The following is a 23,282-nucleotide window of genomic DNA, read 5'->3' as shown; positions in this document are numbered from 1 at the left end:
ACCGTATCCTAACATGCAAAAGACTCATTCCTACTCATCATTCAAGTTGGAACAAGCCTTTGAAAGTTTAATCAAGCGTGTTTGTCAATTTTAAGTGTTTGTTTTTTGGGTTATGAGATATATTACTACCATAATATAAAACCCCAGCTTTATTTTAGTAGAAGTTACTTGTTGAATGATACATAAGATTAGAAATATCCCCACGGTTTAACGCCGCTACCCCCGATTAGTCTTTCCCATGCCTCTGTTGCACTGTCACCTAATTTACCAGTACTACAGTACACTTTTCCACTTTCTGAAACAAAAAGCACTAAAAAATCGCTATCAATCAACCCTACAGGAACTAATTTCTCTTGAGCATACTCTTCCTCCGCTTTGAAGACTCCATACTTATTGAATTTTACACTCGTATTGTGCGTCTCATCATTTATAGTATCTTTTATCACTAAGTTTCCAAACTCTTCCAAAAATTTCTTCACCTCAGGAAAAACTGTATAACCTACTCTTTCTAAATTTCCTTCCATTTCTTTTGTATCAATGCTTCTTCCCTCATACCAGCCAGCATCCCTTAATATCTTTAGGGTTTCTTTACTCATATTCACTTACTTTCCCCCCTAATCCATTGATTTCATAAAGTCATTAAACGTTATTGTACAATTTTCGCAAAATGATTTAACCAATCCAGAATGGAATCAAATTTCTTGTTATTCCGGTCCGTCAACCACTTCTAAATGCCCTTTCTCGAACATTCAATCACTATAAGGAGCCATTGGTCTGCCGGCGTAGGTGAGTAATCGCTCTTGTGTAGATTATAAGAGGGTGGAGAGCACCCTAACATGCAAAAGGCTCATTCCTACTTATCGTTCAAGTTGGAACAAGCCTTTTAGAGTTTTCGATCTTTCAATGCATTTTTTGTTTGGTTAATTTTTTGTATTACATGTTGTTGGGGTGATAAAGGCAACTATGAAGCCCTCTTTATGAGATGTCAAATAGACAACAAACGCTCAATGTGTTAGCCCTAGCTTCTGAATGCAATCTTTTACAGGATACATCATGATTGATGTCTCCTTTCAAGTTGTCTTCCCCTTATAAGTTAGACACTCTACAGGTAGGAATCACACCATACATACTGAAGCATAGGGCGTTTTCCCCTATCTTAAATTTGTCACATCGGGAGCATCATGAATGAATAACAAGACAACCTAGATATTAATGGTAGCTCCCGAATGCACTCGACTCGATTAGTTTACCGCATCTCGTCATACTATCTGGATGACAATCCAATTCAGCTTCAGTTTTAGCAGAATCACAAATTTCGCTTAGCTTCATTATCTTCCGCCCGCTAATTAGACGGCGCGTGGTGCGCGGCGGGCATTAGTCTTACTACGAGGTTACATGGGTAATATGTGTTGTTGGTCAATTATTGCTTCATTCAGCACTATGATTCAAATGCAGTTCTCTCTGGGAATATGCCACCCTCTCTAACCAAGCAAACCACAAGTCTTTGAGCCGCTCTATCAAAATAAAATTTGTTTGGGATGTTAGGGTCAGGTAACGACTCTAACTCAGAAAACTTCTTAGTTGTCTTATTCAATTCAATTTTTCCCATTACATCTTCATTTGGACCAAATCTGTAAACAACTGTTTCTTCATCTTCGTGTTCTTTTAGTAGCAATACATACGATGCCAAATTTACTCCTCCTCAGGCGGATACCACGGACGACCAGAATCAACTGTTCTATCGTGTGCAGTCCTATAGTCTGTTTTAAAAATACCTTCAAATTTTGATTCAAAAAGTTCATGATTCAATAAGTCAATATCTTGTTGTTTAAATATCCCTTTTTGAAGCCTATCCCATGCTTGCGCAATTTCATAATCTGCTTCAAAACGCCCCACGCCATGTTCTTTAATATGCTCTTTAAAAAACAAATGGTCTTTTATTCTTTGAACTCTATTCTCAGACATCCCAGTATTTTTAGCAATACTTTGAACATCTACATTCGATTTTCTAAAGGATTCATACATTGCATCTGCTGTATCAAGCCGCTTTAAATATTCCTCAACCGAAAGCTCCCTTCCTCCAGTTTGAACTTTACCCGTTCCCTCAACCTTCTCAATCCTCTCCTCCACCTCATCCAAAATCTTCGAGGCTTGCGTTGCCTTTACCTCTACAGGATTCTTCGGCAAGACTGGAGTCTTGGTCTTGGACAAGGCACCTTTGGCCCCGGCCACCATCATGACCACGCCAAGGGAGTTCATCCAGTGTTCTTTGGAGAAAGGCTCATCGGGATTAATCGCTCCATTTACAGTGTCTACCGCCCCCATCGAGAGCCAGTTGAAGAAGTCATAGCCCGAGTCAAAAGCTTTATCCGCGCGATTTTCCATGCCATCTACAAAGCCGCTGACAGCGTCAAAGGCGCCAGAAGTTATATAGTTGCCGAAGTCGTAAATGGAATCAAATTTCTTGTTATTCCGATCCGTCATTCCCTGCCAGATATCCGACCCGATCTCCTTAAAGCTATCCCAGGATTTCTCCAGCATATTCTTGGAGGCTTCCTCTTCGGCCAATCGGTCCGCTTCCTCTTTAAGCCGCTTGGCCTCTTGTTCAGCTTCAATCGCCTGCTGGACAGCGAGCTCAATCTCCGAGTAGTTAACTTTTGCCCAGTCTCTAAATTCCGGATATTTCATCCCATATTCTATCACCTTAAGGAGCCGCCCATCTGTCGGCATAGGGGAGTGATCACTCTTGTATGGATTATAGGAGAGGGCGGAGAGCACCGTATCCTTGTACTGTCCGGATAAGTTAACATCCTTATCGTACCACTCCTCGGAGACTCCAAGCTCTAAGAGCTTCTCTCGCTGGGCATTCGCGATATTCTGTGCTTCCTGCATATATTGCACATTTCCATACGTCTTATAAACGTCATAAGATACCTGGTTCCGCGCGATTTCATGAATAGCAAAGGCAATCTGCCCCAGCTGCTTCCTTGCCTCCACCTGCTGTTCAGGCGTGCCCACACTCAGGACTTCTATTAGTCCACGGATTTTGGGGTCATCCTTATAGGGCTGAAGCTGGTTTATTAGGGCGGATTCCTGAATTTCCAGCAGGACGCCCATGAAGTTTTTTATGAACGAACTGAACCCGGAGTTACCACTGCTGGACTGCATATTGTTCTTCGCGGCATCCATCAGGCTGGAGAACATATCCTTAAGAGTACGCCTGCCTGTTCCATACTTGGGCTGGAAAGAGCTTTTGGCCTTATTCTCCGTATCCTGGTAAATCTGTGCAGCGGCTTTGAGGGCACTCTGCTTCCTCCTGAGCTGCTCACTTACAGACTTATAAGCTGTCTCTACCTCACCTAACAGTCTCTCAAGCGCACTTGCGGCCGACCCAACCCCAGACTCATTGTAATCAGCCCGCGTCTCATTAACCAAGGAACGCAGCTCCTGAATCTTCCCGACTGCTGCGCTGCTCATCCTCTGATCCAGCTGCTTCATTTGAAGCGCCAAATCCATAAGCCGTTCAGGCGTTACCTTCTGCTGCATGTTTAGCCCCCTTCGTACAAGCTTTGGTACCCCCATCTCCACCTGGCCTTGCCTGCCAGACCAGCTAAGCAAACTAGTCTAGGGTGATCACTTAAAATATCAGGATTCCGTGTCCTCCATCTTTACTAGCTCGGCCGTTCTTGACACCTGTGCCAGAGCAACAGTGTAATCACTGATTGTCATTCGGGCATCCCCTTTTTGGCCATTCTCAGGAAGAGGCTTATGACCTTCTAGCCCAAACCTCCATCCCAGCTCTGTTCGCAATAGTCAAACAAGGTGCTTCTCACGGCTCTAGAAAATCCGTCTTACTCTATTACTTATTCTGCAAAACTACCAAATCCGTCCCGGTCTCAATAGAAATAGACAGCTCATTCAGCAGTGTTCCATCAAACATATAAGTATGCCAGGTACCGCTTGGAATGCTCTTGCCGTTCCCTTGTGAGCGTTTATGGGACTTGAGGAGATCTTGGGAGTATTTTTCTTCAAAAAGAGCAAACTCTTCAGAGCTATCCTCATCCTTAACGGTTAACTTACCGATCGGAATATTCTTCAATTTCCCGTTCAAGTCCTCGGCATATACATCGAGTCCCATCTGCAAAGAACGTGTATCCGATGCATCTACAATAGCTGTCAGGAAATCGAACTCATCCTGGCTGTCCCGAACTTGGTTTATCGTCTGTTTGAATGACGTGTTCTCCGCAGATCGGGGAGATAAAATAGCGATAAAATGAATGCCGCCCGCCGAATAACCACTGTAAATCACAGAGTCAGTAAGCAAGCCCTCCGCCTTCTTCCCGGCCTTGATAACGTAATCAATCTCCTCTTCACTCAAATCAATCGACGTAATATTCTGCAACCCGCGAACCCGATCGGCCACCATGACGGCAGCGGTGAGATCCTTTGGATGGCTGCTGAGCTTAGATAATTGTGCTTTTAAATCCGTCATCAACTGTTCTTTTAATGGACTACCTTCTTGATTGTGTTTCGCCTCAGCGTCCACTAAGGTTTGATAAGAACGCGTCGATACGCCCCAGTTGAGAACCTGGTCTCCCTTTAGCGTCACTGTAAAATAACGCCCGTCCAGCGTATACTCCAACACATCGTCCGCCCCGTCGTCATCTAAGGCTTCAAACTTGGTGAAATCCTTGCCGTACAGTTTCATCACTTGTTCCTTAGCGTCGCCCTTTCGAAGGCCCAGCGAGGTAGGCTGCTCGTCAAGGACATCGACACTATACAGTTCCTCCTTATTGTTGAAGGTAAAGCTGGCCCCCTCAGTCCATACGGACCGTTCCCCTTGATCCTCTGCTCCCGGCTCTGAGGCATTCTCGGTTTCATTCGTAATTTCAACTTTCTTCTCTGCAAGCCGGCCACGGACTTCGTCCAGTGTCATGCCTAAATGGAACATCCCTATCTCTCCATTCTTTTGTTCGTCGATGAGCAGGTTAGGAGAGACAGGCGAAGAGGCATTCTTCTGCTGGACTTTTGCTGTCACTGTTGAATTCTGTTCTTGAATGGGCTGGGATCCAGATGGCACATTTTTCGCTTGTCCGCAGCCATTTAAAAATAAGCACACTAGAACAACAACGATGATTCTCGTCATATCATCAATCCTTTATCAGCTTGACCAGTTCAGCACTTCGCGAAATTTGCGCCAAAGCAATGCTATAATTGCTAATGGTGAGCTTTGCATGGCCCTTCTCTTCTTTGTGTTGGCTATCTCCCGAAATCAGCACAATGATCGGATCTGATGCCATCGCTTCGTCCAAAACCGGAAGCATCTTCTTATAAGCTGTATCCGGTGTCAGCTGGTACGCCAATCCCTCTTCTGTCTCTGCTAATTCATAACTACCTTCAACGGTAATATGATCCGAGAAGGTGATTTGCGATACAGTGCCGTCCTCATTTTTGGTAACCTCTTTTACAGTAAGGCCACTTAGCTTGCTTCCCGCCTTAATACGGTCTGCTTTGACTGTTGGGGGCTGGCTGTCTGGGTCCACTTTTTTCAATTCAAAAAACTGCCCCTCGATGGAGATAACAAGCTTACCGTCAATCAAATATGTGGTTCCCGCATATTCATCCCATTCCTGTGTCTTACCTTGATCTTTGTACACTTGAATCTCTTGAATAGAGTCCCCCTTAAGACTCCAATCGTCCAGATTAACCTTATAGCCTTCTTCAAATTCATCTCTTGTCTGAGACTGAATCGAATAGACAGGATTCCGTAATTGTTCCCCGTTAAAATCACTGCGGTCTTCGTGGTAGACGAGCTTTGTCCCTATATAATCGGTAATTTCCTCATCGGATAAAGCACTAATATTGCTTGGCAAGTCCTTACTGATCTCCCATTCCCCTAAATATGAGACACCTTTGACTGCAGGGTGCTGAGAATGTTCTTGAGTATCGGATGGACTTTCATTAGCCGTAACTGGATTCATAGCAGAATCCCCTTTCTCTTGTGCTTGTTCACTAACATCTTTACTAGACTGACTCGCCGTTACGTTAGAAGAAGGAGTTGCCGGACTTGCAGCAGGTTTGTCATTCTGATCCTTGCAGCCTGCCAGGGCTGCAGCCAAAACCGACCCTAGTATGATCAGGCCCATCTTACGGAAGAAGCCGGTCTGTCCTTCTTGTATATTCCCCATATAAGAAAACCTCCGCTTCATCAATACGTCTGTTATATAATCCTCTTGATCTCTTCCCGTCTGCCTTACAGAATCTGCCGAAAGCTTCTTTCAGCTCTTGATCCGTATATTTGCCAGACACAATTAAGCTCTTAAGTGTAGTCTTACCCTCCCAGATGTTCTCTCCTAAGTTGTAGGTGAAGCTCACCAAAGCATCGAACTGATTTTGGGTTAGCTTCAAATTATATTTGCTCTGGAACTCGTTAACAGACTTAATAAATTTCTGAATGTCTTTTTCGTACAGTTTGATAGCTTCTTCCTGAGACATAGGCTCCTTGAACTTTTCTCCCGGTCTAATCAAGTGCCCATAGCCAATCGTCCACTTGCCTGCCTGATCCTTGTACTTGTAGGCACTGTATCCTTCCGAACCATGGAGAAACTTCACTCCGTTTACACTAATCGTATTGGCTTTGCCGCCGCTTGTTGGGTTTTGAACATTCTGATTATTACTTGGCGGAGGGGTTGTGGGAGCTTTATCTTTATAAGTAAAAATCCAGTATTGTTTTGCTTCTGCCTTAAATACACTGCCAACCGCTTCAACCGAACCGTCATTCTTGGTTCCCTGCTGAATTTTCCCATCATTTTTATAGGCTCGGTTATCCATATTAGGGTCCAATACAGAGTACCAGTCCTCACCGTTCTTGGTGTCTACATCGGTTAGAACAATAAAATGTCCACCACCCGTAAAATGGCCTGGCCCCATTGAGGCAATGACCAAATGGTTTCCATCCTTAAGAGCCTTCTTCACCTCATCCAAGCTGCCGGTCTGCACACACTGTACGTCATACTGCTTAGCAGCCGCCTTGAAGAACCCCCAGCTTGTGCCGCTTTTCGAGGTGCGATACCCGTGTTTGACAGCCCAATTACTCAAATCAGGAGGTAGTATTTGCTTTCCGGTAATCGTAGACAAGATCATAGCCAGCGAAGTTGGACCACAAGCCGACTTAGCAATAGTCTGGCTCTTATCGTTACTGCTCGAATACATCAGCCCGCCCCACTTCGGATCTTCCTGGTTGTAGTAAACGACTTTGCCCCTGGGTACACTTCCCCCCGAAGCCGTAGGAGCTACCGATTCCGCGTTCTTCGCCAGCGCCTCCCCGCCAAACAGCACCTCCCACGTGTTCGTGCCGATGACGCCCTCAACCGTGCCTTTATTGCCGAGATGGTTCTTGTTCTTGAATGCACTGACCGCTGCCTTCGTCTTCTTGTCAAAATACCCTGTCACTTCCACGTCATATCCCAGCTCCTTGAGCCGGATCTGTGCCATGCGCACCTGCTCGTTGAAGGTATGCGGATCATACTTTAGCGCACCGTCCACAGTTCCGAACAAGTACAGCCAGGTTTGCTCGCCGACCACGCCTTCGTCTTTGCCTTTGTCACCAAGCCCATATTTCTTCTTAAAGGCACTGACCGCTGCTTTGGTTTCCTTCCCGAACTTGCCATCCACCTCGATGTCATAGCCCATTTCCCTCAAGCGTTTCTGCAAGGTCTTGACATATTCGCTATACACCTTAGGGTTATATGACAGGTTGTAGGCAAGCTGCTTCGTACCCTTCCTGAGCTTGAGCCCCGCCAGGCGTTCTGTCTTCCTATACTGCTCTGCCACACTATTCAAGGCTTTGGCCTTGGCCTTCATCTTCTCCTCCAGCTTGCTGGCCATAGCCCGGATATCCCGGACTAATTCCTCGGCAAGCCCTGCTGCGGATCCGACATAAGCTTCCTTGGTGTAATCATTTTTTGCCGCCGAGGCGACCGTCAGAACCCCATTGGTGGAACTCCTCACTTCCGTCTCTATGAAGCTGGTCAACTTCTTCATCCCTTCGGCCAGGTCATCAATCCGGCTGGGATCTACCTTTTGCTGCACTCGTTTCTCCCCTTTCATCTTATGCTTCGAGCCATAGCATCAATCTTGGGTCTGTCTTGAATCAGTAAAAAAAGTACCCCCATCTCCACCTGGACTTGCCTGCCAGACCAGCTAAGCAAACTAGTCTAGGGTGTGATGGGGGCAGTAAGAGCATACTGCATGTTTAGTTGTTCAAATCGTCAAAAATCGAGCCAACTACAGTAACCGGAATAGAGTCCATGACGGAAATTCCATTCAACTGCTTCAGCACATGGTAGGCATATTGTGACGGAAGCTTGGTCGGATCAATCGATACCTTGATCGTATAATTTCCGTTCTGCATATTAGCATGGGTATAGAGCGGGAGACCCTTCGGATTGATGATAAATGATACATCCGTCGTCTCTGTAATTTTGTAAATATGCTGCTCTTTCCCTTTCTCGTCTTGATCCCTTACGTATTCGCGGTATTTGTACGCATTGTGACTGTAAATGGTATTCGACTCATCATACCCTTCAAGCACCATCTTCCAGTATTTATGGGTGTCCCCATCCGACAATTGACTGTGCTGGATCTCTTCTACCTTCTTGGTATATCGTTTTTCGTCAAAGCTGCGATCCCGCACTTCCAGCATCTTGATGGCGTTCACGCCCTTCGGCTTCTTGGCGGTAATCTCGCCCATCACCTTCTTGAATCCGACACCCTGCTTGTTCAGCTCCACATTGCTAATGTTGACTGGCTTCTTCTTGGCATTAATATAGATCAGGTCGGACTGGTACTTGAACGAATTGATCACCGCCTTGACCAGGTCCTTGTGATCCTTGGTGTCATCCTTCGTTGGCTTATAAGTGACGGTCGTGATCTTCACCCTATACGTTCCTGTCGGGTTGAAATAATAGCCTGATTTAATCGGATACGCATACTTCTGAAGCTGCCGGTCTGTCGCAAAGACGGCCTTGTCATAGACATCCTTCTTCGTGGACTGCTGCTTCGCGGCCTGTCTAGACGGTCCGTATTCTTCAGCCTGGGTGTCCCCCTGCTGCCACTGCACACTGCCGCTGGCCTGCTGAATGAATGTCCGCTTGTACTGACCAGGCACCTCCGTGTAGTTGAACGGCTTCCCATTCTCATCCAAGTGGTGCATCCAGCGAAGCACTGAATATTCATAAGACTCGTTCGTCCAGAGCAGATTCCATTTCCACCACTTGTCGCCTGCTTTGCCGCCTGCGGTGGGGTTAATGGTATTTTTGTAAGGGAGGGGCGGGACTGTCTCCATGCCGTTGTATGAGTACATCTCATAGGCTTGTTTCACGATATTTTCGCTAAAATCCGCAGACTGCACTCCAGGCCTATCCACGTAGTGGCACTTTTCTTCTCCCTTGGCATTGGTACGGCACACCTGTTCCTTATACTTATACGGTCTTTTAACCGTACCACTATATTTGATATAACCGTCCCTCACAATGGGCTTACGGGGATCAAGGGGGTTCAGCCAGCCATTATTAAGCGGCAAGTCGCCGAAATCCTCGCGTTTAATCGTGTACTTTGGAACAGCCTTACGGGTAATCTTCTCCTTAGGTTCATTCACAGGCGGATTATTGGTCACCTCATAATTTCTGTACAAGTCCGGTGCTCCGTTATATACATTCAAAGCCCCGGTTGCATTTCCGTTCCATGCAGCGCCATTTTCATTTGGCAAGAATAGCGTAGCTGTATTGGGCGGAAGCGGGTATTTGATCCGCATCGACAAGACATCGTATGGAAGCGGCTTAGGAGTAACGAACTTCACATAAGAATCCAGCTTGTTGTTACTCAATTCGTTTTCCTTCGGCTGCTCGCCCTTGTCATTCACTTTGAACTGAATCCTGACGGCTTCATTCGGCATCCTGAAGGAGACATACAGTGTCTTCTTATTGGCTGTCTTGGTGAGTTTGATCTGGCCCTTACGGGCTCCGGCGTCTCCGCTAAACTTCAGTCCGTCATTTGTAGTAAGGGCCTTGCCACTATTCTTACGCGTCACAGTCCACTCATAGTTGGTAGTGATATCTTTGTTAAAGCTCGAGTTCACGTTAACCGCGATATTCACCTCTTGGCCTTCTACTGCATTGATAGGGATACTGTCAAAGGAGGCTGAGATGTCCTGAGTCAACGTGACAAACGCCGCGATGGGAATATCCTTATAAGTCCCACCCTTTAAGTAGACCCTTCCAAGCCCTTGAGAAAGGAAGGTAGGGGGCTGGATAACATGAACATAGTCGATCCATCTGCCCTTAGGAGGAACAGCGTTATTGCTGTACACTGGTTTATCCGCCAGTTCAGAGTTCTGATTGTTGTACATAAAGTCTCGGTAGGGACGTTTGTTACCGTACTCTCTGGTTAACGCATTTTTAATTAATTCCTCAAAAGTACCACCAGGGAGGTATTCTTTTAGAGTTTCGGGAATAGGGGTTTTATCACCGTAGCTATCGAAGGTACGGTCTTGAATATCTAAATATGACTTGGTCCAAGGGTGCTTGATCATATCAAAATTTTGAATTTCTTTACCACTCCACCCTGCATCCCAAGGAAAATCTTTTGTAGATACATGATCACCAGTTTGGGAGTATCCTGAATATCTGTGCATTTTTTTGCCTTTATGAATGATCACGTCATCATGGCTGGTACCATAAACAATTTCAAACCCAGTAAACTTTTCGGGCTCCTTAACTCCCTCATTAATCCTTTGTATTATGAGTTCTTCATTTAATTTACCCTTACTGGTTTTGTTAGTGAAGTAACCTTGAAACCCATAAAGTTTGTCCATGTCTTCATTAGTTCTTTGTATTACCTTTTCGGGAGTGAGACTCTTTAAGTAATTAACTAGGCCATCTTCCTCAGCTTGAGAGTCTGTGTACAAAGGAAATGTAGCTCCAAGTATAGTTAATATAAGTAGATATCTTATTAACTTCTTCATATTTTTTTACCTACTTGTACCATATCCTCACACCTACTCCTCCATAGGGTTGCGAACCAACTCCAATTTTATATTTTGAATCCTCAAAGAATTTATTGGGCAATTCTTGCTCCCTCTTCGTTTTGGAGCTAATATACTTCATAATAGAGTCTACTGTTTTAGAGTTGACCTTTTGTCGAAGGACATCTTCTACCTCCTGAAGCTGTTTAGCGTGATCCTCCCCCCTCTTTCCAAATGTTAGCACAAACGAAAATAAATATGATTCCTTATCTTCTTCATAATACCCTTCACTTACATCCAACTTCGAATCCGAATTCGTAACCACCTTAAACCCATACCAGTCCTTTACCGTCCCCGTAGTCTCTTTCTTCGGCTCCTCCGTCTTGGGCTTACTTGCCCCGTTAGCCGTAGTAATCTCTACGGTATTAATCTTCTTATTCCAGTTCACCTGAGCACCCAATGCCTGGCTCACAAAGCGCAGAGGTACGAACGTTCTTGACCCTTTCGCCATGGCGGAAGTATCCATTTTGGAGCTTGTACCGTTGATGTAGAACACCTTGTTCCCGATCGTCAGCGTAACCACTTTAGGAGACTGGGAAATGGTGACCTTCTTTTGTTTGGCACTCCAGTCGACCTTTGCACCCAGCGCTTCACTTATAAAACGAATCGGTACCTGCACCCGCATATTCTTATCTACAAAAGGTTCCTCATCGGGGAACCATATCTTCTCTCCATCCACTTCTACCCGAAGCGGTAGAGAAGCCGCCGTAGCTGCACCTGGCAGCATGGCAGCGAACATGATAAATACCAGTACGATAATTCCTGATTTTTTCATTACATTCATCCCTTCTTATTTTGGTAGAAAACAAGCCCATATGATTACACGTAAGCAAGTAATTAATATGCTGTCATTTGTAATAGACCTTAACATTTACGTCGCCGTTATAATCTGATATTACAACGATTTCGTACTTTGAATCTTTGTATGATTTCATAGGGAGCTCATCATCCCGCTTGGTTTTAGATTTAACATACTTCATAACTTTATCTACTGTATTGCTTTCAACCTTTTGACGTAGTATGCTCTCAACCTCTTTAAGCTGTTTTTGGTGATTTTCGCCAACATACCCAAATGTAATTAAAAACGAAAATAAGTAAGATGTTTTGTATTTTTCATAAGAACCTTTATCCACAAGTAACTTCGAATCCGAATCCGTAATCACCTTAAACCCATACCAGTCCTTTACCGTCCCCGTACTCTCCTCCTTCGGCTCCTCCGCCTTCAGCTTCAACTCCACGCCATCCGGCGAAGTAACCTTCACTGAATTCGTTTCAGGATCCCAGGAAAGCTGCGCATCTAGCGCCTGGCTTACAAACCGTAGAGGCACATAGATTCTGGAGCTTCTCTCTACGGCTGAGGTATCCATCTGCTGGGTCTGTCCATTGACGGTGAAGCTCTTGCTTCCTGTCGTCAGGGTAATCACCTTCGAGCCCTGAGTGAGGGTGATTAATTTCTTCCCGGCGTCATAGCCTACCTTGGCCCCCAGCGCCTCGCTGATGAACCGGATCGGCACCTGCATACGCTGGTTCTTGTCCATGAACGGCTGCGCATCTGTAAGGGAGGTGCTCTTGCCGTTCACCTCCACCTGCATCGGCTTCTCCGCCGCCATACTCATAGCAGACAGGGAAGCGGTGAGCAGCGCGCCCGCAAGGGCGGCGGCACTCATTTTTTTCACAAGCATAAATATTCCTCCTTATGGATAAGAAAATAGAATATCCCGCGATTGTCTAGTTACCCGGGAACGGTTCGCTGCTGATCTATTCACTCGCTCCGGCAGGAACGAAATTGTATTCATTATCAAAAAAAGATAAGTCTCGTATTCTAATCATGGAATGGAGTATGTATGAAATGAAAGTTAGGAAAAGGCGTGGGCGGATGAACTGAGCATCCATCCACCACGCCCCATGAATTATCTGCGCAATTGAGCTGCGATATCGCGTTCGCTTTGCTCTTTTACGTCGGCAACGCTGTTAAGCTGTTTACTGATACCTTCAACACATTCAACCATCTTCTTCAGATAGTTCTCTTTCAGCTGATGGAATTCTTCAACAAATGCTACGGAAGATTCCCCTTGCCACCATCCGCTGACCGCTTTAATCTCATTGTCCAATTGGTTGATCAGTGTTTCCACGTTTTTACCTTTGCTGGAAATGGATTTGGACACGGAACGTGCCTGTTCAGGACTAAAGGATTGGTTTCCCATTCATTTCACCTCCTTTCAGTGCATTCACGCAATTAATCACCATCTTCGACTACCCGACGAGCTCTTTGAGGCTGCCTCTGCCAGGCGGCGTTTCTCATCTTCCTGCTCCGCGCGCTGCACAGCGCTGGCCAGGTTGTTCACCCGGTCCCGCAGACTCCGCATCTTGGTGAGCAGACGCCTGATCTCGGAATCAATCTCGGCATAGCCATCCTTAAAAGCCTTAGCGCCTTCCCCTTGCCACCAGGAGCCGATGCCATTCACCGTACTCCGGTATTTGCCTGCCTCCCGATCCATGTCATTCGCTACGCTCATGACGCCGTCGGCCTTGCGTCTAATCTCTGACGGGCTAGGCATGTTCATCTCTCCTTCAACTCATTAGACTAGGTTCCAGGACTTTGCCCGAATGCACGGCCGTCCGCAGTCCCACATAGCGGTTCTTCACAATGAAGTAGCCATCCCCAATCTCGAAGTCCTTCTCCTGTGTGCCGTAAGGGAAGCGGGCATTGTACAGGTTCTGATCCTTCAGGCTGCCGAGCAGAATCCCGGTCTGCTCTTCCCGAATGGACTTCGCCAGTCCATCCCAGTTGCTGGCCAGTTCGGAGGTCATGTCGGCGGCGATCACCGCTACCTTCATGCCCCGTTCCTGCTTCACGATGCGTTCCAGCAGTTCTTTGAAGACATACTGATCGCCGTCGGTCAGCTCCTGCAGCTTATCGATGACGAACACGAGCTGCTTCCACGATCGGATCAGACCTTCGACATCACCGTTACTGCGTCTAACCTCGTTGAACTCGGATCTGCGCCGGTCCAGCTCCTCCTTGATCTCATCGACCAGGGTGAACATATCCTCGACCTGGGACAGGTCCGTTACCGAAGGCAGTCCCATGATACCGTAGATGCCCATAGCGCCTGAATCCAGCGCATAGACCTGCAGGCCTTCCGCACCGAGCTTCTCGTGAAGGGCACGAACCCATGACATCAGCACCGTGCTCTTGCCTGACATCGGATCGCCGGCAACCATCAGAATAGGCGTCACGGCCAGATCAATCTGCACTGGCAGCAGGTCATAATCGCCAAGTCCGATAGCAAGGCCCTCTGCGTGACGGTTGATCTCGGACATATCAATCGAAGACGGCATGACCGGAACCGGAGCCGCTTGCTCAATCCGCCCTTGCAGACGAAGAGATTCATAATACTGGATGATCTCTTCTGTGCTTCTCAGACTGGTCTCCGGCAGAGACGTCTGGAATTCCAGCGGCGGCTGGCCCCGCACCAGGGCGCGTCCAGGCACATTCGCCGGCTCCAGCCCATCGGTTCTGCCAACGATGCCGGCATATTCGCTCTTATCCGTAAGCTGCAGCGAGACTGCCAGCTTGAAGTTGACCGCCAGCTTGTACCGGACGAGCGAGGCATTCGTGGCCGAAACCACCATGTAGATCCCGAACTTGGAGCCTTCACGGGCCAGCACAATCATCTTGTCATCAATCTGCTCATAGGTCTCGGACAGGGCAAAATAGTTATCAATCACCACCACAATCGCCGGAATGTTCCCGCCACGGCTTCGGTAATGAAGGAAGCCGTCGGCCCCGCTCTCCTCGAACAGCCCCTTCCGCTCTTCCATCACCCGGAACAGATACAGCACGAACTGGTTGATTCGGCTCTCCTGCTCCAGGGTCATGACGCCGCCGCAGTGCGGCAGCCGTTCCAGCGCCTTGTAGGAGCTGCCTCCGAAATCAAGAATATACAGATACGCTTCCGACGGAGAATAGCTCTCGGCCACCGACATGCACAGCGTTTTGAGCAGCACGGTCTTTCCGGTGCCCGGCGCTCCATAGACGAATAGATTCCCTTCCTGAGCAAAATCCACCACCAGCGGCTCCTGCCGCTGGTTCCGCGGGTCGTCCAGCAGGCCGATCGGCACCTTGAAGCCGCCCTCATGCCGCCGCCATTCTGCCAGACCGCTGTCAAACGGAGCCCCCTGCGGATACAGATCATCCAGGTAGACGGTCTCCGGCAGCGGCGGCAGCCAAGGCCCTTCCAGCGGCTGGATGCCGTGTTCCGCCGAGACGGCGATGATGTGATCGACCATCGCCTTCAGCTGGGATGGCAGCTCCGTCTTGGCGATCTTATCTTCCTGAAGCGGATAAATCTGCTCGCTCTTGCCATGCAGCGACAGCTCGTAAATCCGCTTCGGACGGTTCTCGCTCTTGCGCATCTCGCCCGCGGGATCATAGTCCGCACCAGAGTAAGCGGATTGGAACAACTCGAAGATTTCATCGTTGCCCACTTGGATATAGGCGCGGCCCGGCTCTTTGATCATCGCCGCATCCGGCCTTTTGATGACATCCTTACTGTCCGCCTCATCCTGCACTTTGAGACATAATTTGAATTTGGAGTTACTCCAAATCTGATCATCGACCACGCCCGCAGGCTTCTGGGTAGCCAGAATCAAATGCACACCGAGGCTTCGGCCGACCCGGGCCGTACTCACGAGCTCTTTCATGAAGTCTGGCTGATCCTGCTTCAGCTCGGCGAACTCATCCGCGATCATAATCAGATGCGGGATCGGCGGCATCTCGCCGGCATCCTCCCGGTTGTAATACAGCTTCTGATAACGGTCGATGTTATTCACACCGTACTTGGAGAAAATCCGCTGCCGGCGCATCAGCTCGCTCTTGATCGAGAGCAGGGCCCGCGTTGTCTGGTTGCCGCCCAGGTTGGTAATGGTCCCGACCAGGTGGGGCATGCCCTGGAACACATCCGCCATGCCGCCGCCCTTGTAGTCGATCAGCACGAAGACAACATCATGCGGATGATAATTCATCGCCAGCGAGACGATGATCGTCTGCAGCAGCTCACTCTTCCCGGAGCCGGTCGTCCCGGCTACCAGTCCGTGCGGTCCGTGCCCGGTCTCATGCATATCCAGGCTGAACAGGCTGCCGCCCGCCTTCACGCCGATGGGCACGCTCATGCCCTGGTAGGGCTTGCTCTGCGCCCAGCGCGTCAGAAGGCCGCTGTCCTCCGCCCGCTTCATGCCGAACATCTCCAGGAGGGAGATGGAGTCCGGCAGGGCGAAGCTCGCGGCGGAGTTCTTGATCCGCAGCGGCGCCAGCTTGCGAGACGCCTGTTCCAGGCTGGACAGGGCCAGCTTATCGGGCACGAAGGCGTTCTTCTCCCCGGTCTCCCGATCTGCCAGCTCCCCGGTCTTGTTCGCAAGGACGATCACCTGCCGGCAGTTCATCGGCAGATAGGCCTGGTGCTTCGCCAGGAAGACCGAGGACACGCCGAGCGCGGCGGATTTGTTATACAGATACTTGTTAATCGGCTCATCCTCCAGCAGCGAGGCGTCCTCAATGATGAACACATAATGCGGAAGCGGAGTTCCGCCTGCGGCCTTCAGCTCACGCTCCTTGATGATTGCATTCAGCTCGCCGAGCACGGCGTGGGCCATCGCCCGTCCGCAGAGGATATAGCGGGAGTCGAACGCATCGCTCCAGACGTGGGGCACGTATTTCAGCCAATCCCACTGCTGGACCCGCTCCTCTGCTGCCAGCACCACGACCCGGACATCATCATAGCCGTGATGGGTCACGAGCTGCAGCAGCAGCTGGTGGGTCAGCTGAGAAGTCTTATCCTCCTCGCCTGCAATTCCGCAGATTTCAGAGGTACGCAGGTTCAGCGTGACCGGCACGTCCTGCACCCGTTCGAATTCCAGGGCCAGGCGCTGCGGTTCCATCATCAGAGGGTCACTCTCCAGCACGACAGCCTGTCTCTGATATTTGATCCTTACTGCAGATGGAACACTGCCCACACCGAGCCGCAGGGACAGAAAGTCGGGGTAGGACGGGGTCCGCTCCCACAGCTTGTTGTCCAGCTGCTCGATCCGGCTCAGACATAGGGCCGGCTCAGGGTTCAACTCATTCATCGCCTGCACCTGCTGCGCTTTGGCCAAGGTCAGCTCACTGCGCGTATCGGCAATGAACTGCAGATATTTGGTTTCCCGTTCCTTCTTCTTGCGCTTGTATTTCTTAATCTGCGCCGCAGCTCCTGTCAGCGAGACGATCAAGGTCACCACGGTGGTGGCAATCGAGATCGCCATGAACAGGGACTGCGATGTCAGCGCCAGCAGCAGCGACACCATCATCATGACGACGGGCGGCGCCAGCAGGGCGAACCAGGAGATTTCCGGCTTCTCATACGAATGAGGCGGGTTCGGAACCTCCACTTCACCGCCGGGCATCTCCGGAAGGAACCGCGGCTGCCGGCTGAATTCACGATTGTTCTGGATCATATGTACCTCACAGGTGACGGAATTGCTTTCACCGCTTGGCCTCCAAGCAGTGACATCCGGTACCATTCCTTGTTGTTGATGAAATAAAGCTCCTCACCGATCAGGTGAAGATAATCCGCAGGCTCTCCGTAAATCCGGATTTTGCTGCCCTGTTCCAGATCTATGCGGTAAATGGAATTGCCATTACTGCGGTTCGCGCAGTACAGATATCTTCCCCGGACATTCATACTGGCCGGAATCACATCCTCATGGACGGTAACTTCGCCAGTCGCCAAATCCACAATGCTAAGCGCATACTGCTTCTGGCGGTCTGAGAAGAGCAACTGCTGTCCGCTCAGCACAAGACCCGCCGCCGCCAAGTCCAGGTAGCGTTCATTCTGCTTCCCGGTCAGGCTGCAGGTGCGGAGCATGTGATCCGCCGCGTAGTAAATCTCTTCCTCCCGGATGACAAAAGACTCCACCGCCTCATCTGTCAGCCGCATCTCGCCGCGGCCGTTCACCTGACAGCGGTACAGCCGGCGGTCCTCTTCGTGAATGTAGTAGAGCCATTCATCCTGACGGATCAATCCATAGACCGGACGATCCAGCAGCAGCTCAAGGCGGCCCGAGCCCAGATCCAGCTTGCACAGCCTGTGCCCCTGGAGCTGGTCGCTGCAGTAGACCGTCTGCCCGTCCCGGTTCATGAACCATAGCAGGCCTTCCAGTCTGCGAGGCGGCTCCGGACTCAGCGGGTCCAGCAGCCAGGAGCCGGCATAGCTGGCCAGATCCGAGCATATGAGCTGGTCCTCGGTTCTGAGCACCATGCCGCCACTGGCCAAATTGATCTCATCTGCCATCTCTAGCGTCCTCCTCTATATCAAGGTCAGCAGGGCCCCGTCGGCTACGCCTTCCTGCTCCAGGGTCAGCCGATTATCCAGGATGCGCCCCACCGGCTCTGCCTGAATCCGATTCTCAGGTTCGACTGCAAGGTGAAGGGCCTCCGCCAGCATCTCGATCAGTTCCCCGATGGGGACGAATGCCGGAACCTTCAAGTCTTTGCCGGGAGCTTGTCCGGCTGTGAAAGTCACCATGACGTAATCCATACTGCTAAGCATCCTTCCTTAGTTCTTAACCGACAGTTCATATTTCTTATGGGCCACCAGCTTGTAGTTGACGTCCTTCCCGGCCGCTTCCGCCAGCTTCAGATACTTGGTCTTGAACTTATAGGCAGACTCCACATCGACCGTGACCTCTTCCTTCTGCCGGATCTCTGGGTCTGTCACACTTCCCTCTGTCACCTCGAAGGTGAGCGTCACCACGAATTCGTTATATTTATCCGGATTGTTCGGCGTAAATGTCAGCTGGTGATCATCTCCGCCTGTTCTCGTCAGATCCATCGCTGATTCGAACGCATCGGAGAAGTAGTCTACGAATTTCTCCCGGTCTACACTGGCATCTAAGTTTCGCATGAGCGAGTATTCCAGGCTTCGATCCCGGGCTGAACGGAAGGCATTGTTCACGGACGTGTTCAATACGATCCTCTCGCGCATGGCATTGATTACTTCTACCAGCGGTTCGATCAGTAACGAGGCAAAGACAACGATTAACAATCCGATGGCAATATTCCTCATGGCAGCGACTCCCCATCCTCATCCGGCAAATCCGCATAGTAATCGAGATCTTTATAATGCTTCAGACCGGTGGTATCCAGCTTGAACGAGACATCGATATCCTTCTGGTATTCCTGTCCCCACAGCTTGATCTTGAGCGGATAAGAAGCCGAGACGGTGACCGTCACCTTGTTGCCTCGCTGCCTATAAGGCTTATCCCTATCCGTATAGCCGCCGTCCAAGTATTTACCTGGGTCGTCAAAGCCAATGGCATCCGTGTCGTCCTCGTTCTTCACTTCGATCTTGATCTTGTTCGCATTATCCCGGTAGATCGGTCGATTCCGGAGATCCTCCAGCGCATCCTCATAATTGCTTTCCTTCAAATAGTTGTCACTCGCCACGATTTGCGACAGATTGAACGTCTGAACGATAAGCGTTGTGTACCAGGGAAAAAAGAAGATAAAGTTCGTAAATAACAGAATGCAGATCGTCGCAATAATCGAGATCAGAACTGATTTGGCGAACCCTCTCATGATGAGATCACCGCCTGTTGTTTATCCTGTAATACTGTTGATTTTCTCCAGCATCATATCCCATGCATCTTGAATAAAGTTACCTGCATTCGTTCTTAAGAACGCAAGTACAATACCAATGAAAACAATCACGCCTACAGTTATGGCGATTCCTCTGATCCCCATCTCTCCCCGCTCATCCTTCCAGAACTCACGGCTGGTTAATTTAATCTTCAGTCGCTTCAGCATCTTCTTACTCCTCCTTCTTTATTGGAACATCTCCATGGCATCCAGCATGGTGAACAAATAATATATGACAATATATACGCCAAGTACGAAAATTAGCACGAGCTGGAGCTTTGAATTGCTGCGTTCTCTCTTCGCCAGCTCATCCTCCAGGGCACGCAGCCGGAAGGAATCCACTTCATTCTTCAGATATACCATCTGCGAAATGTTGTCATAGCCCTTCAGCCGGGTCTCCATCAAGTCGCAGAATTTAATAATGTAGTGCACGGGAACCCGCTTCTTAAGCTGCTTCAAAGCATAATCCTCGCCATACTCGATATTGTCCAGCATGACGCCGAGCTCCTCGGCAAGATCGGGATTGGCATTCGGAATATAATCCTTGATGACATCCGACAGGTAGATATTGACCGACTTGCTGTACTGGTAATAGACCATGCTGTAGAATCCCGGAAAGCCGAGTGCAATGTTCTTGTTCTTCTTCTCAATCTTCTCTTCCAGTTCCTTAACCGGATATATCCAAGCGATAATGATAAAAATTCCAGCAACGCATCCCAGGAGCCGGTTCGCACTCATTAGGACCATCGTAACCAGCAGGGCGGCCAGCATATAAAGCACCTGGTTAATCCGAATTTCCTCGGGCTGAATGGTCAGATCCAGCCGGTTGATAATCTTCTGCAGCCGCATCCGCTGAACATTCCCAAGCAGCCTCCCGCCGAATTGAACCGCCAGGTCCTTCTTCCAACGGGTCACCTTCTCTTTGAACTGGGATCGCTTGCGCTCTTGCAAGTATCTGCGATTGCGCTTCTTCTGCTTGCCCATGACAGGCTTGTAAATGGGATAAATAAATACCTTAATGAGATAGATAATCGCGACCATGGCGCTTAGCTTGGCGAGAAATGTCATTTCGACTGATCACTTCCCACACCCAAATTGGCTTGCAGCGCCTGGCACCTTGCAAAGCTGATGCAGATCACACTGATCATCAAGGTGTTAATCAGCTTCCCCCAGTCATTCGCGAGCATGAACACCCGGAACTGCTCGATTGACAGTGCGTAGATGAAGAACAATACGATGATCGCGGTCTTGATCAGGAAATCCCGGTTCATTTTGCGGAAAATGCGATCCTTCTTGGCATTAATCTCCCGAAGCACTGCATTCTCCTCCACAATATCCAGGAAAATATCCGCCATCCCTTTGCGCTCGTTGTATTCGAACACAATCGCCTTCTTGGTAAAGTTGTCGAACTTAGGACCAAGCTGCCGGTTCAGCAGGGTAATTGCCTGCTTGAAGGAATAGCCGTTGTTCTCACAGTTATCGATAAACTGCTGGAAGTAGGGACGGATGCCCGGACGGATGTATTCCTCACTCTCCATCACCTTCTTGATCGCCACCAGCACGCCTTCCCGCGCCAGCGGGCAAATGATGTCCTCGGCGTCCATGATGTTCTCCATCCGCTCAGCCTTGATCGCCTTGGACTGCATGACGAAGTAGGTGAGAAGACCGACGAAGATCGAGACTGCCACGATCAGGGACAGAGGAACATTATGCATAAAGGTAACAACCACTAAGACTGTAATGGCAAAAACTACACACAGCAGGGAGGTGAAGCTCTCCAAGGTGAACGGCAGGTTGAAGTCGATAATCAGCTCTTCCACCATCCGGTTGTACTTGGCATAGATGTTCTCCTTGCGCTTCACAATCCGCTCCCGCTTAATGCGCTCGACATACCGCTTTGTATTGTATTTGCCCAGGTGCTCGGCCAGCGTGTCCAGCAGGTTCAGGAAGAAGCGTCCTGTTCCTTGAAAGAACCTAACCTCGAACATGGCATTCACAACGACAAAGGCGGCTATTCCGAGCGCCAGACTAATGGCTAAAGTTGTACTCATGGAGCGCATATCCTTCCACTTCATCATCGCTCGGAGGTACGGTCAGGAAGTCGAACCGGCTGCGCTTGATCCCGGCCTTCAGCATCGTCTGCTGCACCTTCTCGGAGAGCATTCCGACCCGCTTGTGGCGGCCGACGATCTTCAGCACCTTGTGGGTTCCTTCTTCCTCCAGCACATCCTCCGAAATGAATTTGTAAATCGGGTTCACAATCGGCTCGAGCCCATTAGAGCCGATGACCTCCGAGATGGAGGTGACTTTCCGGGTGCCATCCGCCAGCTTCTCCTGGAAGATGACGAACTTGACCGCACTGCAAATGTTGCGCAGCGCAAGCTCTGCCGGCTCGTTGGAAGCCATGAGGTAAGCGGTCAGGAAGCGGTAAATGGCTTCCTTATCGCCCTCGGCATGCAGTGTGGTGAAGAAGTAGTGTCCCGTCTGTGCGGCGCGGAGAGCGGTGGCGAATTCGCCCGGTGTTCGCAGCTCGCCCGGACCGATCCAGTGCGGCGACTGCCGCATCGCATTGATCAGCAGATTCTCCATCGTAGCCGGGCTGGAGTCATCATCGTCCGGCACGGACTCGTACTGGAGCACGTCGTTAATCACTCGGCCGTGGACTTCGTTGCCTTCCCGGCGCAGCAGCCTCATCTCGGACGGGTTCTCGATCGTTATAATCCGGGACAGCGGATTAATCTCCTTGACCAGCACCTCGTTCAGCGTCGTTTTGCCGCTCCCCGTCGGTCCTACTGTAATCCAGGACAGGTCCGACTTCGGGATGAGGGAGAGCAGCCGGAACATGTTCACCGAGAAGGATTCATTGCGAATCATCATCTCCGGTGTAATGCTCTTCTTGCTGAACTTCCGGATCACTACAGCCGGCATATCATAAGGCGAAATGTCCGCATGGGTCGCGTTGACCCGGTAGCCTTCAATCGTGCGGGCATTGACCATCGGAATCTTCGGCGTCAGCCGGACCTTCGATACCCCGACGAGCTTGGAAATAATCCGCTCCAGATGCTCCCGGTCACTGAAGTGATGATCCCAGGGCAGCGATCTCCCGCCCGTCTCCACGAAGATCTGCTCCGGTCCGTTAATCCGGATTTCGTCAATGCTCGGGTCCTCCATCGCCCGGGTAATCGGGCCATAGTGGGTGATCTCATCAATCAGTGCACTCTTGAGCGATTGCAGATCATAATAGCCCTCTACCGTCGGACGCTGGGAATCTACGAATTCGAAGATATAAGATTTCGTCAGCTCGCGCTTACGCGCCGGGTCATTCTCCCGCCGGAACGCATGGGTCGCAATCTTGGAAATATATTTCTGACATAATTCCAGAGCCTCTTCAAAGCTGATCGTCGTGTACTTATTCTTCAGCTCCTCCATATCCTGTTCGGAGCTGCCTGGTGTCACCTGATGGGAAACCTTCTGCTGCATATCGCTGATCTTGGCTCTAGTAAGCATAAGTTCTCCCTCCTT

21 protein-coding genes are annotated in these 23,282 nt (G+C 49.6%); all 21 read right to left on the bottom strand.

The genetic code is table 11. The features are described 5' to 3' along the window. Positions 1 to 188 precede the first annotated feature (188 nt). The gene (locus DCC85_RS02155) at positions 189 to 596 is read right to left on the bottom strand and encodes an SUKH-3 domain-containing protein (protein WP_108467667.1); all 408 of its coding nucleotides are present in this window, start codon (positions 594 to 596) and stop codon (positions 189 to 191) included. 842 nt (positions 597 to 1,438) lie between these two features. Next, a complete protein-coding gene (locus tag DCC85_RS02150; protein WP_108464097.1) occupies positions 1,439 to 1,690 on the bottom strand; it encodes a hypothetical protein in 252 nt (83 codons plus the stop codon). A gap of 2 nt (positions 1,691 to 1,692) precedes the next feature. Further along, positions 1,693 to 3,546: a WXG100 family type VII secretion target gene (locus tag DCC85_RS23250; RefSeq protein WP_234414303.1), complete on the bottom strand. Its 1,854-nt coding sequence runs from the start codon at positions 3,544 to 3,546 to the stop codon at positions 1,693 to 1,695. Between the two features lie 99 nt (positions 3,547 to 3,645). Next, entirely contained in the window at positions 3,646 to 3,810 is a 165-nt protein-coding gene (locus DCC85_RS22830; protein WP_159081754.1) for a hypothetical protein, read from the bottom strand. Positions 3,811 to 3,859: 49 nt separating this feature from the next. Further along, positions 3,860 to 5,038 (bottom strand): hypothetical protein, encoded by a 1,179-nt coding sequence (locus DCC85_RS02140; protein ID WP_234414302.1) that lies wholly within the window; start codon positions 5,036 to 5,038, stop codon positions 3,860 to 3,862. 112 nt (positions 5,039 to 5,150) lie between these two features. Then, complete coding sequence (locus DCC85_RS02135; RefSeq protein ID WP_108464095.1) at positions 5,151 to 6,188, bottom strand: hypothetical protein; 1,038 nt, start codon at positions 6,186 to 6,188, stop codon at positions 5,151 to 5,153. Beyond that, complete coding sequence (locus DCC85_RS02130) at positions 6,148 to 8,091, bottom strand: glycoside hydrolase family protein (protein WP_159081753.1); 1,944 nt, start codon at positions 8,089 to 8,091, stop codon at positions 6,148 to 6,150. The genes DCC85_RS02135 and DCC85_RS02130 overlap by 41 nt, the downstream gene beginning before the upstream one ends. A 163-nt stretch (positions 8,092 to 8,254) precedes the next feature. Next, the gene (locus DCC85_RS02125; RefSeq protein ID WP_159081752.1) at positions 8,255 to 10,408 is read right to left on the bottom strand and encodes a hypothetical protein; all 2,154 of its coding nucleotides are present in this window, start codon (positions 10,406 to 10,408) and stop codon (positions 8,255 to 8,257) included. Between the two features lie 625 nt (positions 10,409 to 11,033). Beyond that, on the bottom strand, positions 11,034 to 11,858 hold the full coding sequence (locus DCC85_RS02120) for a copper amine oxidase N-terminal domain-containing protein (RefSeq protein WP_159081751.1): 825 nt from the start codon (positions 11,856 to 11,858) through the stop codon (positions 11,034 to 11,036). A gap of 73 nt (positions 11,859 to 11,931) precedes the next feature. Continuing rightward, complete coding sequence (locus DCC85_RS02115; protein WP_108464091.1) at positions 11,932 to 12,765, bottom strand: copper amine oxidase N-terminal domain-containing protein; 834 nt, start codon at positions 12,763 to 12,765, stop codon at positions 11,932 to 11,934. A gap of 228 nt (positions 12,766 to 12,993) precedes the next feature. Beyond that, on the bottom strand, positions 12,994 to 13,287 hold the full coding sequence (locus DCC85_RS02110; protein ID WP_108464090.1) for a WXG100 family type VII secretion target: 294 nt from the start codon (positions 13,285 to 13,287) through the stop codon (positions 12,994 to 12,996). 36 nt (positions 13,288 to 13,323) lie between these two features. Beyond that, the gene (locus DCC85_RS02105; RefSeq protein ID WP_159081750.1) at positions 13,324 to 13,641 is read right to left on the bottom strand and encodes a WXG100 family type VII secretion target; all 318 of its coding nucleotides are present in this window, start codon (positions 13,639 to 13,641) and stop codon (positions 13,324 to 13,326) included. Between the two features lie 13 nt (positions 13,642 to 13,654). Further along, complete coding sequence (gene essC / locus DCC85_RS02100) at positions 13,655 to 17,578, bottom strand: type VII secretion protein EssC (RefSeq protein ID WP_159081749.1); 3,924 nt, start codon at positions 17,576 to 17,578, stop codon at positions 13,655 to 13,657. Continuing rightward, on the bottom strand, positions 17,575 to 18,414 hold the full coding sequence (locus DCC85_RS02095; RefSeq protein WP_108464087.1) for a DUF5050 domain-containing protein: 840 nt from the start codon (positions 18,412 to 18,414) through the stop codon (positions 17,575 to 17,577). Before DCC85_RS02095 ends, essC begins: the two co-directional genes overlap by 4 nt. A gap of 15 nt (positions 18,415 to 18,429) precedes the next feature. Beyond that, positions 18,430 to 18,660, bottom strand: coding sequence for an EsaB/YukD family protein (locus tag DCC85_RS02090; RefSeq protein WP_159081748.1), 231 nt, complete (start codon positions 18,658 to 18,660; stop codon positions 18,430 to 18,432). 18 nt (positions 18,661 to 18,678) lie between these two features. Continuing rightward, on the bottom strand, positions 18,679 to 19,188 hold the full coding sequence (locus DCC85_RS02085) for a hypothetical protein (RefSeq protein WP_108464085.1): 510 nt from the start codon (positions 19,186 to 19,188) through the stop codon (positions 18,679 to 18,681). Then, positions 19,185 to 19,700, bottom strand: a complete 516-nt coding sequence (locus tag DCC85_RS02080) for a hypothetical protein (protein WP_108464084.1) — start codon at positions 19,698 to 19,700, stop codon at positions 19,185 to 19,187. The genes DCC85_RS02085 and DCC85_RS02080 overlap by 4 nt, the downstream gene beginning before the upstream one ends. 21 nt (positions 19,701 to 19,721) lie before the next feature. Next, the gene (locus DCC85_RS02075) at positions 19,722 to 19,928 is read right to left on the bottom strand and encodes a hypothetical protein (RefSeq protein ID WP_108464083.1); all 207 of its coding nucleotides are present in this window, start codon (positions 19,926 to 19,928) and stop codon (positions 19,722 to 19,724) included. 18 nt (positions 19,929 to 19,946) lie between these two features. Then, entirely contained in the window at positions 19,947 to 20,828 is an 882-nt protein-coding gene (locus DCC85_RS02070) for a hypothetical protein (protein ID WP_108464082.1), read from the bottom strand. Continuing rightward, on the bottom strand, positions 20,825 to 21,838 hold the full coding sequence (locus tag DCC85_RS02065) for a hypothetical protein (protein WP_234414301.1): 1,014 nt from the start codon (positions 21,836 to 21,838) through the stop codon (positions 20,825 to 20,827). The genes DCC85_RS02070 and DCC85_RS02065 overlap by 4 nt, the downstream gene beginning before the upstream one ends. Continuing rightward, entirely contained in the window at positions 21,789 to 23,267 is a 1,479-nt protein-coding gene (locus DCC85_RS02060; RefSeq protein ID WP_108464080.1) for a TadA family conjugal transfer-associated ATPase, read from the bottom strand. Before DCC85_RS02060 ends, DCC85_RS02065 begins: the two co-directional genes overlap by 50 nt. Positions 23,268 to 23,282: the final 15 nt, after the last annotated feature.

The organism is Paenibacillus sp. CAA11 (genome assembly GCF_003060825.1).
In the GTDB taxonomy this organism is placed as follows: domain Bacteria; phylum Bacillota; class Bacilli; order Paenibacillales; family Paenibacillaceae; genus Fontibacillus.
This window is presented reverse-complemented; position numbering and strand designations above follow the sequence as displayed.

Coding starts and splice junctions, on each gene's coding strand:
- DCC85_RS02155 (WP_108467667.1), bottom strand. CDS start 596: ATGAGTAAAGAAACCCTAAAGATATTAAGGGATGCTGGCTGGTATGAG.
- DCC85_RS23250 (WP_234414303.1), bottom strand. CDS start 3,546: ATGCAGCAGAAGGTAACGCCTGAACGGCTTATGGATTTGGCGCTTCAA.
- DCC85_RS02135 (WP_108464095.1), bottom strand. CDS start 6,188: ATGGGGAATATACAAGAAGGACAGACCGGCTTCTTCCGTAAGATGGGC.
- DCC85_RS02125 (WP_159081752.1), bottom strand. CDS start 10,408: ATGTACAACAATCAGAACTCTGAACTGGCGGATAAACCAGTGTACAGC.
- DCC85_RS02120 (WP_159081751.1), bottom strand. CDS start 11,858: ATGAAAAAATCAGGAATTATCGTACTGGTATTTATCATGTTCGCTGCC.
- DCC85_RS02115 (WP_108464091.1), bottom strand. CDS start 12,765: ATGCTTGTGAAAAAAATGAGTGCCGCCGCCCTTGCGGGCGCGCTGCTC.
- DCC85_RS02110 (WP_108464090.1), bottom strand. CDS start 13,287: ATGGGAAACCAATCCTTTAGTCCTGAACAGGCACGTTCCGTGTCCAAA.
- DCC85_RS02105 (WP_159081750.1), bottom strand. CDS start 13,641: ATGCCTAGCCCGTCAGAGATTAGACGCAAGGCCGACGGCGTCATGAGC.
- essC (WP_159081749.1), bottom strand. CDS start 17,578: ATGATCCAGAACAATCGTGAATTCAGCCGGCAGCCGCGGTTCCTTCCG.
- DCC85_RS02095 (WP_108464087.1), bottom strand. CDS start 18,414: ATGGCAGATGAGATCAATTTGGCCAGTGGCGGCATGGTGCTCAGAACC.
- DCC85_RS02090 (WP_159081748.1), bottom strand. CDS start 18,660: ATGGATTACGTCATGGTGACTTTCACAGCCGGACAAGCTCCCGGCAAA.
- DCC85_RS02085 (WP_108464085.1), bottom strand. CDS start 19,188: ATGAGGAATATTGCCATCGGATTGTTAATCGTTGTCTTTGCCTCGTTA.
- DCC85_RS02080 (WP_108464084.1), bottom strand. CDS start 19,700: ATGAGAGGGTTCGCCAAATCAGTTCTGATCTCGATTATTGCGACGATC.
- DCC85_RS02075 (WP_108464083.1), bottom strand. CDS start 19,928: ATGCTGAAGCGACTGAAGATTAAATTAACCAGCCGTGAGTTCTGGAAG.
- DCC85_RS02070 (WP_108464082.1), bottom strand. CDS start 20,828: ATGACATTTCTCGCCAAGCTAAGCGCCATGGTCGCGATTATCTATCTC.
- DCC85_RS02065 (WP_234414301.1), bottom strand. CDS start 21,838: ATGATGAAGTGGAAGGATATGCGCTCCATGAGTACAACTTTAGCCATT.
- DCC85_RS02060 (WP_108464080.1), bottom strand. CDS start 23,267: ATGCTTACTAGAGCCAAGATCAGCGATATGCAGCAGAAGGTTTCCCAT.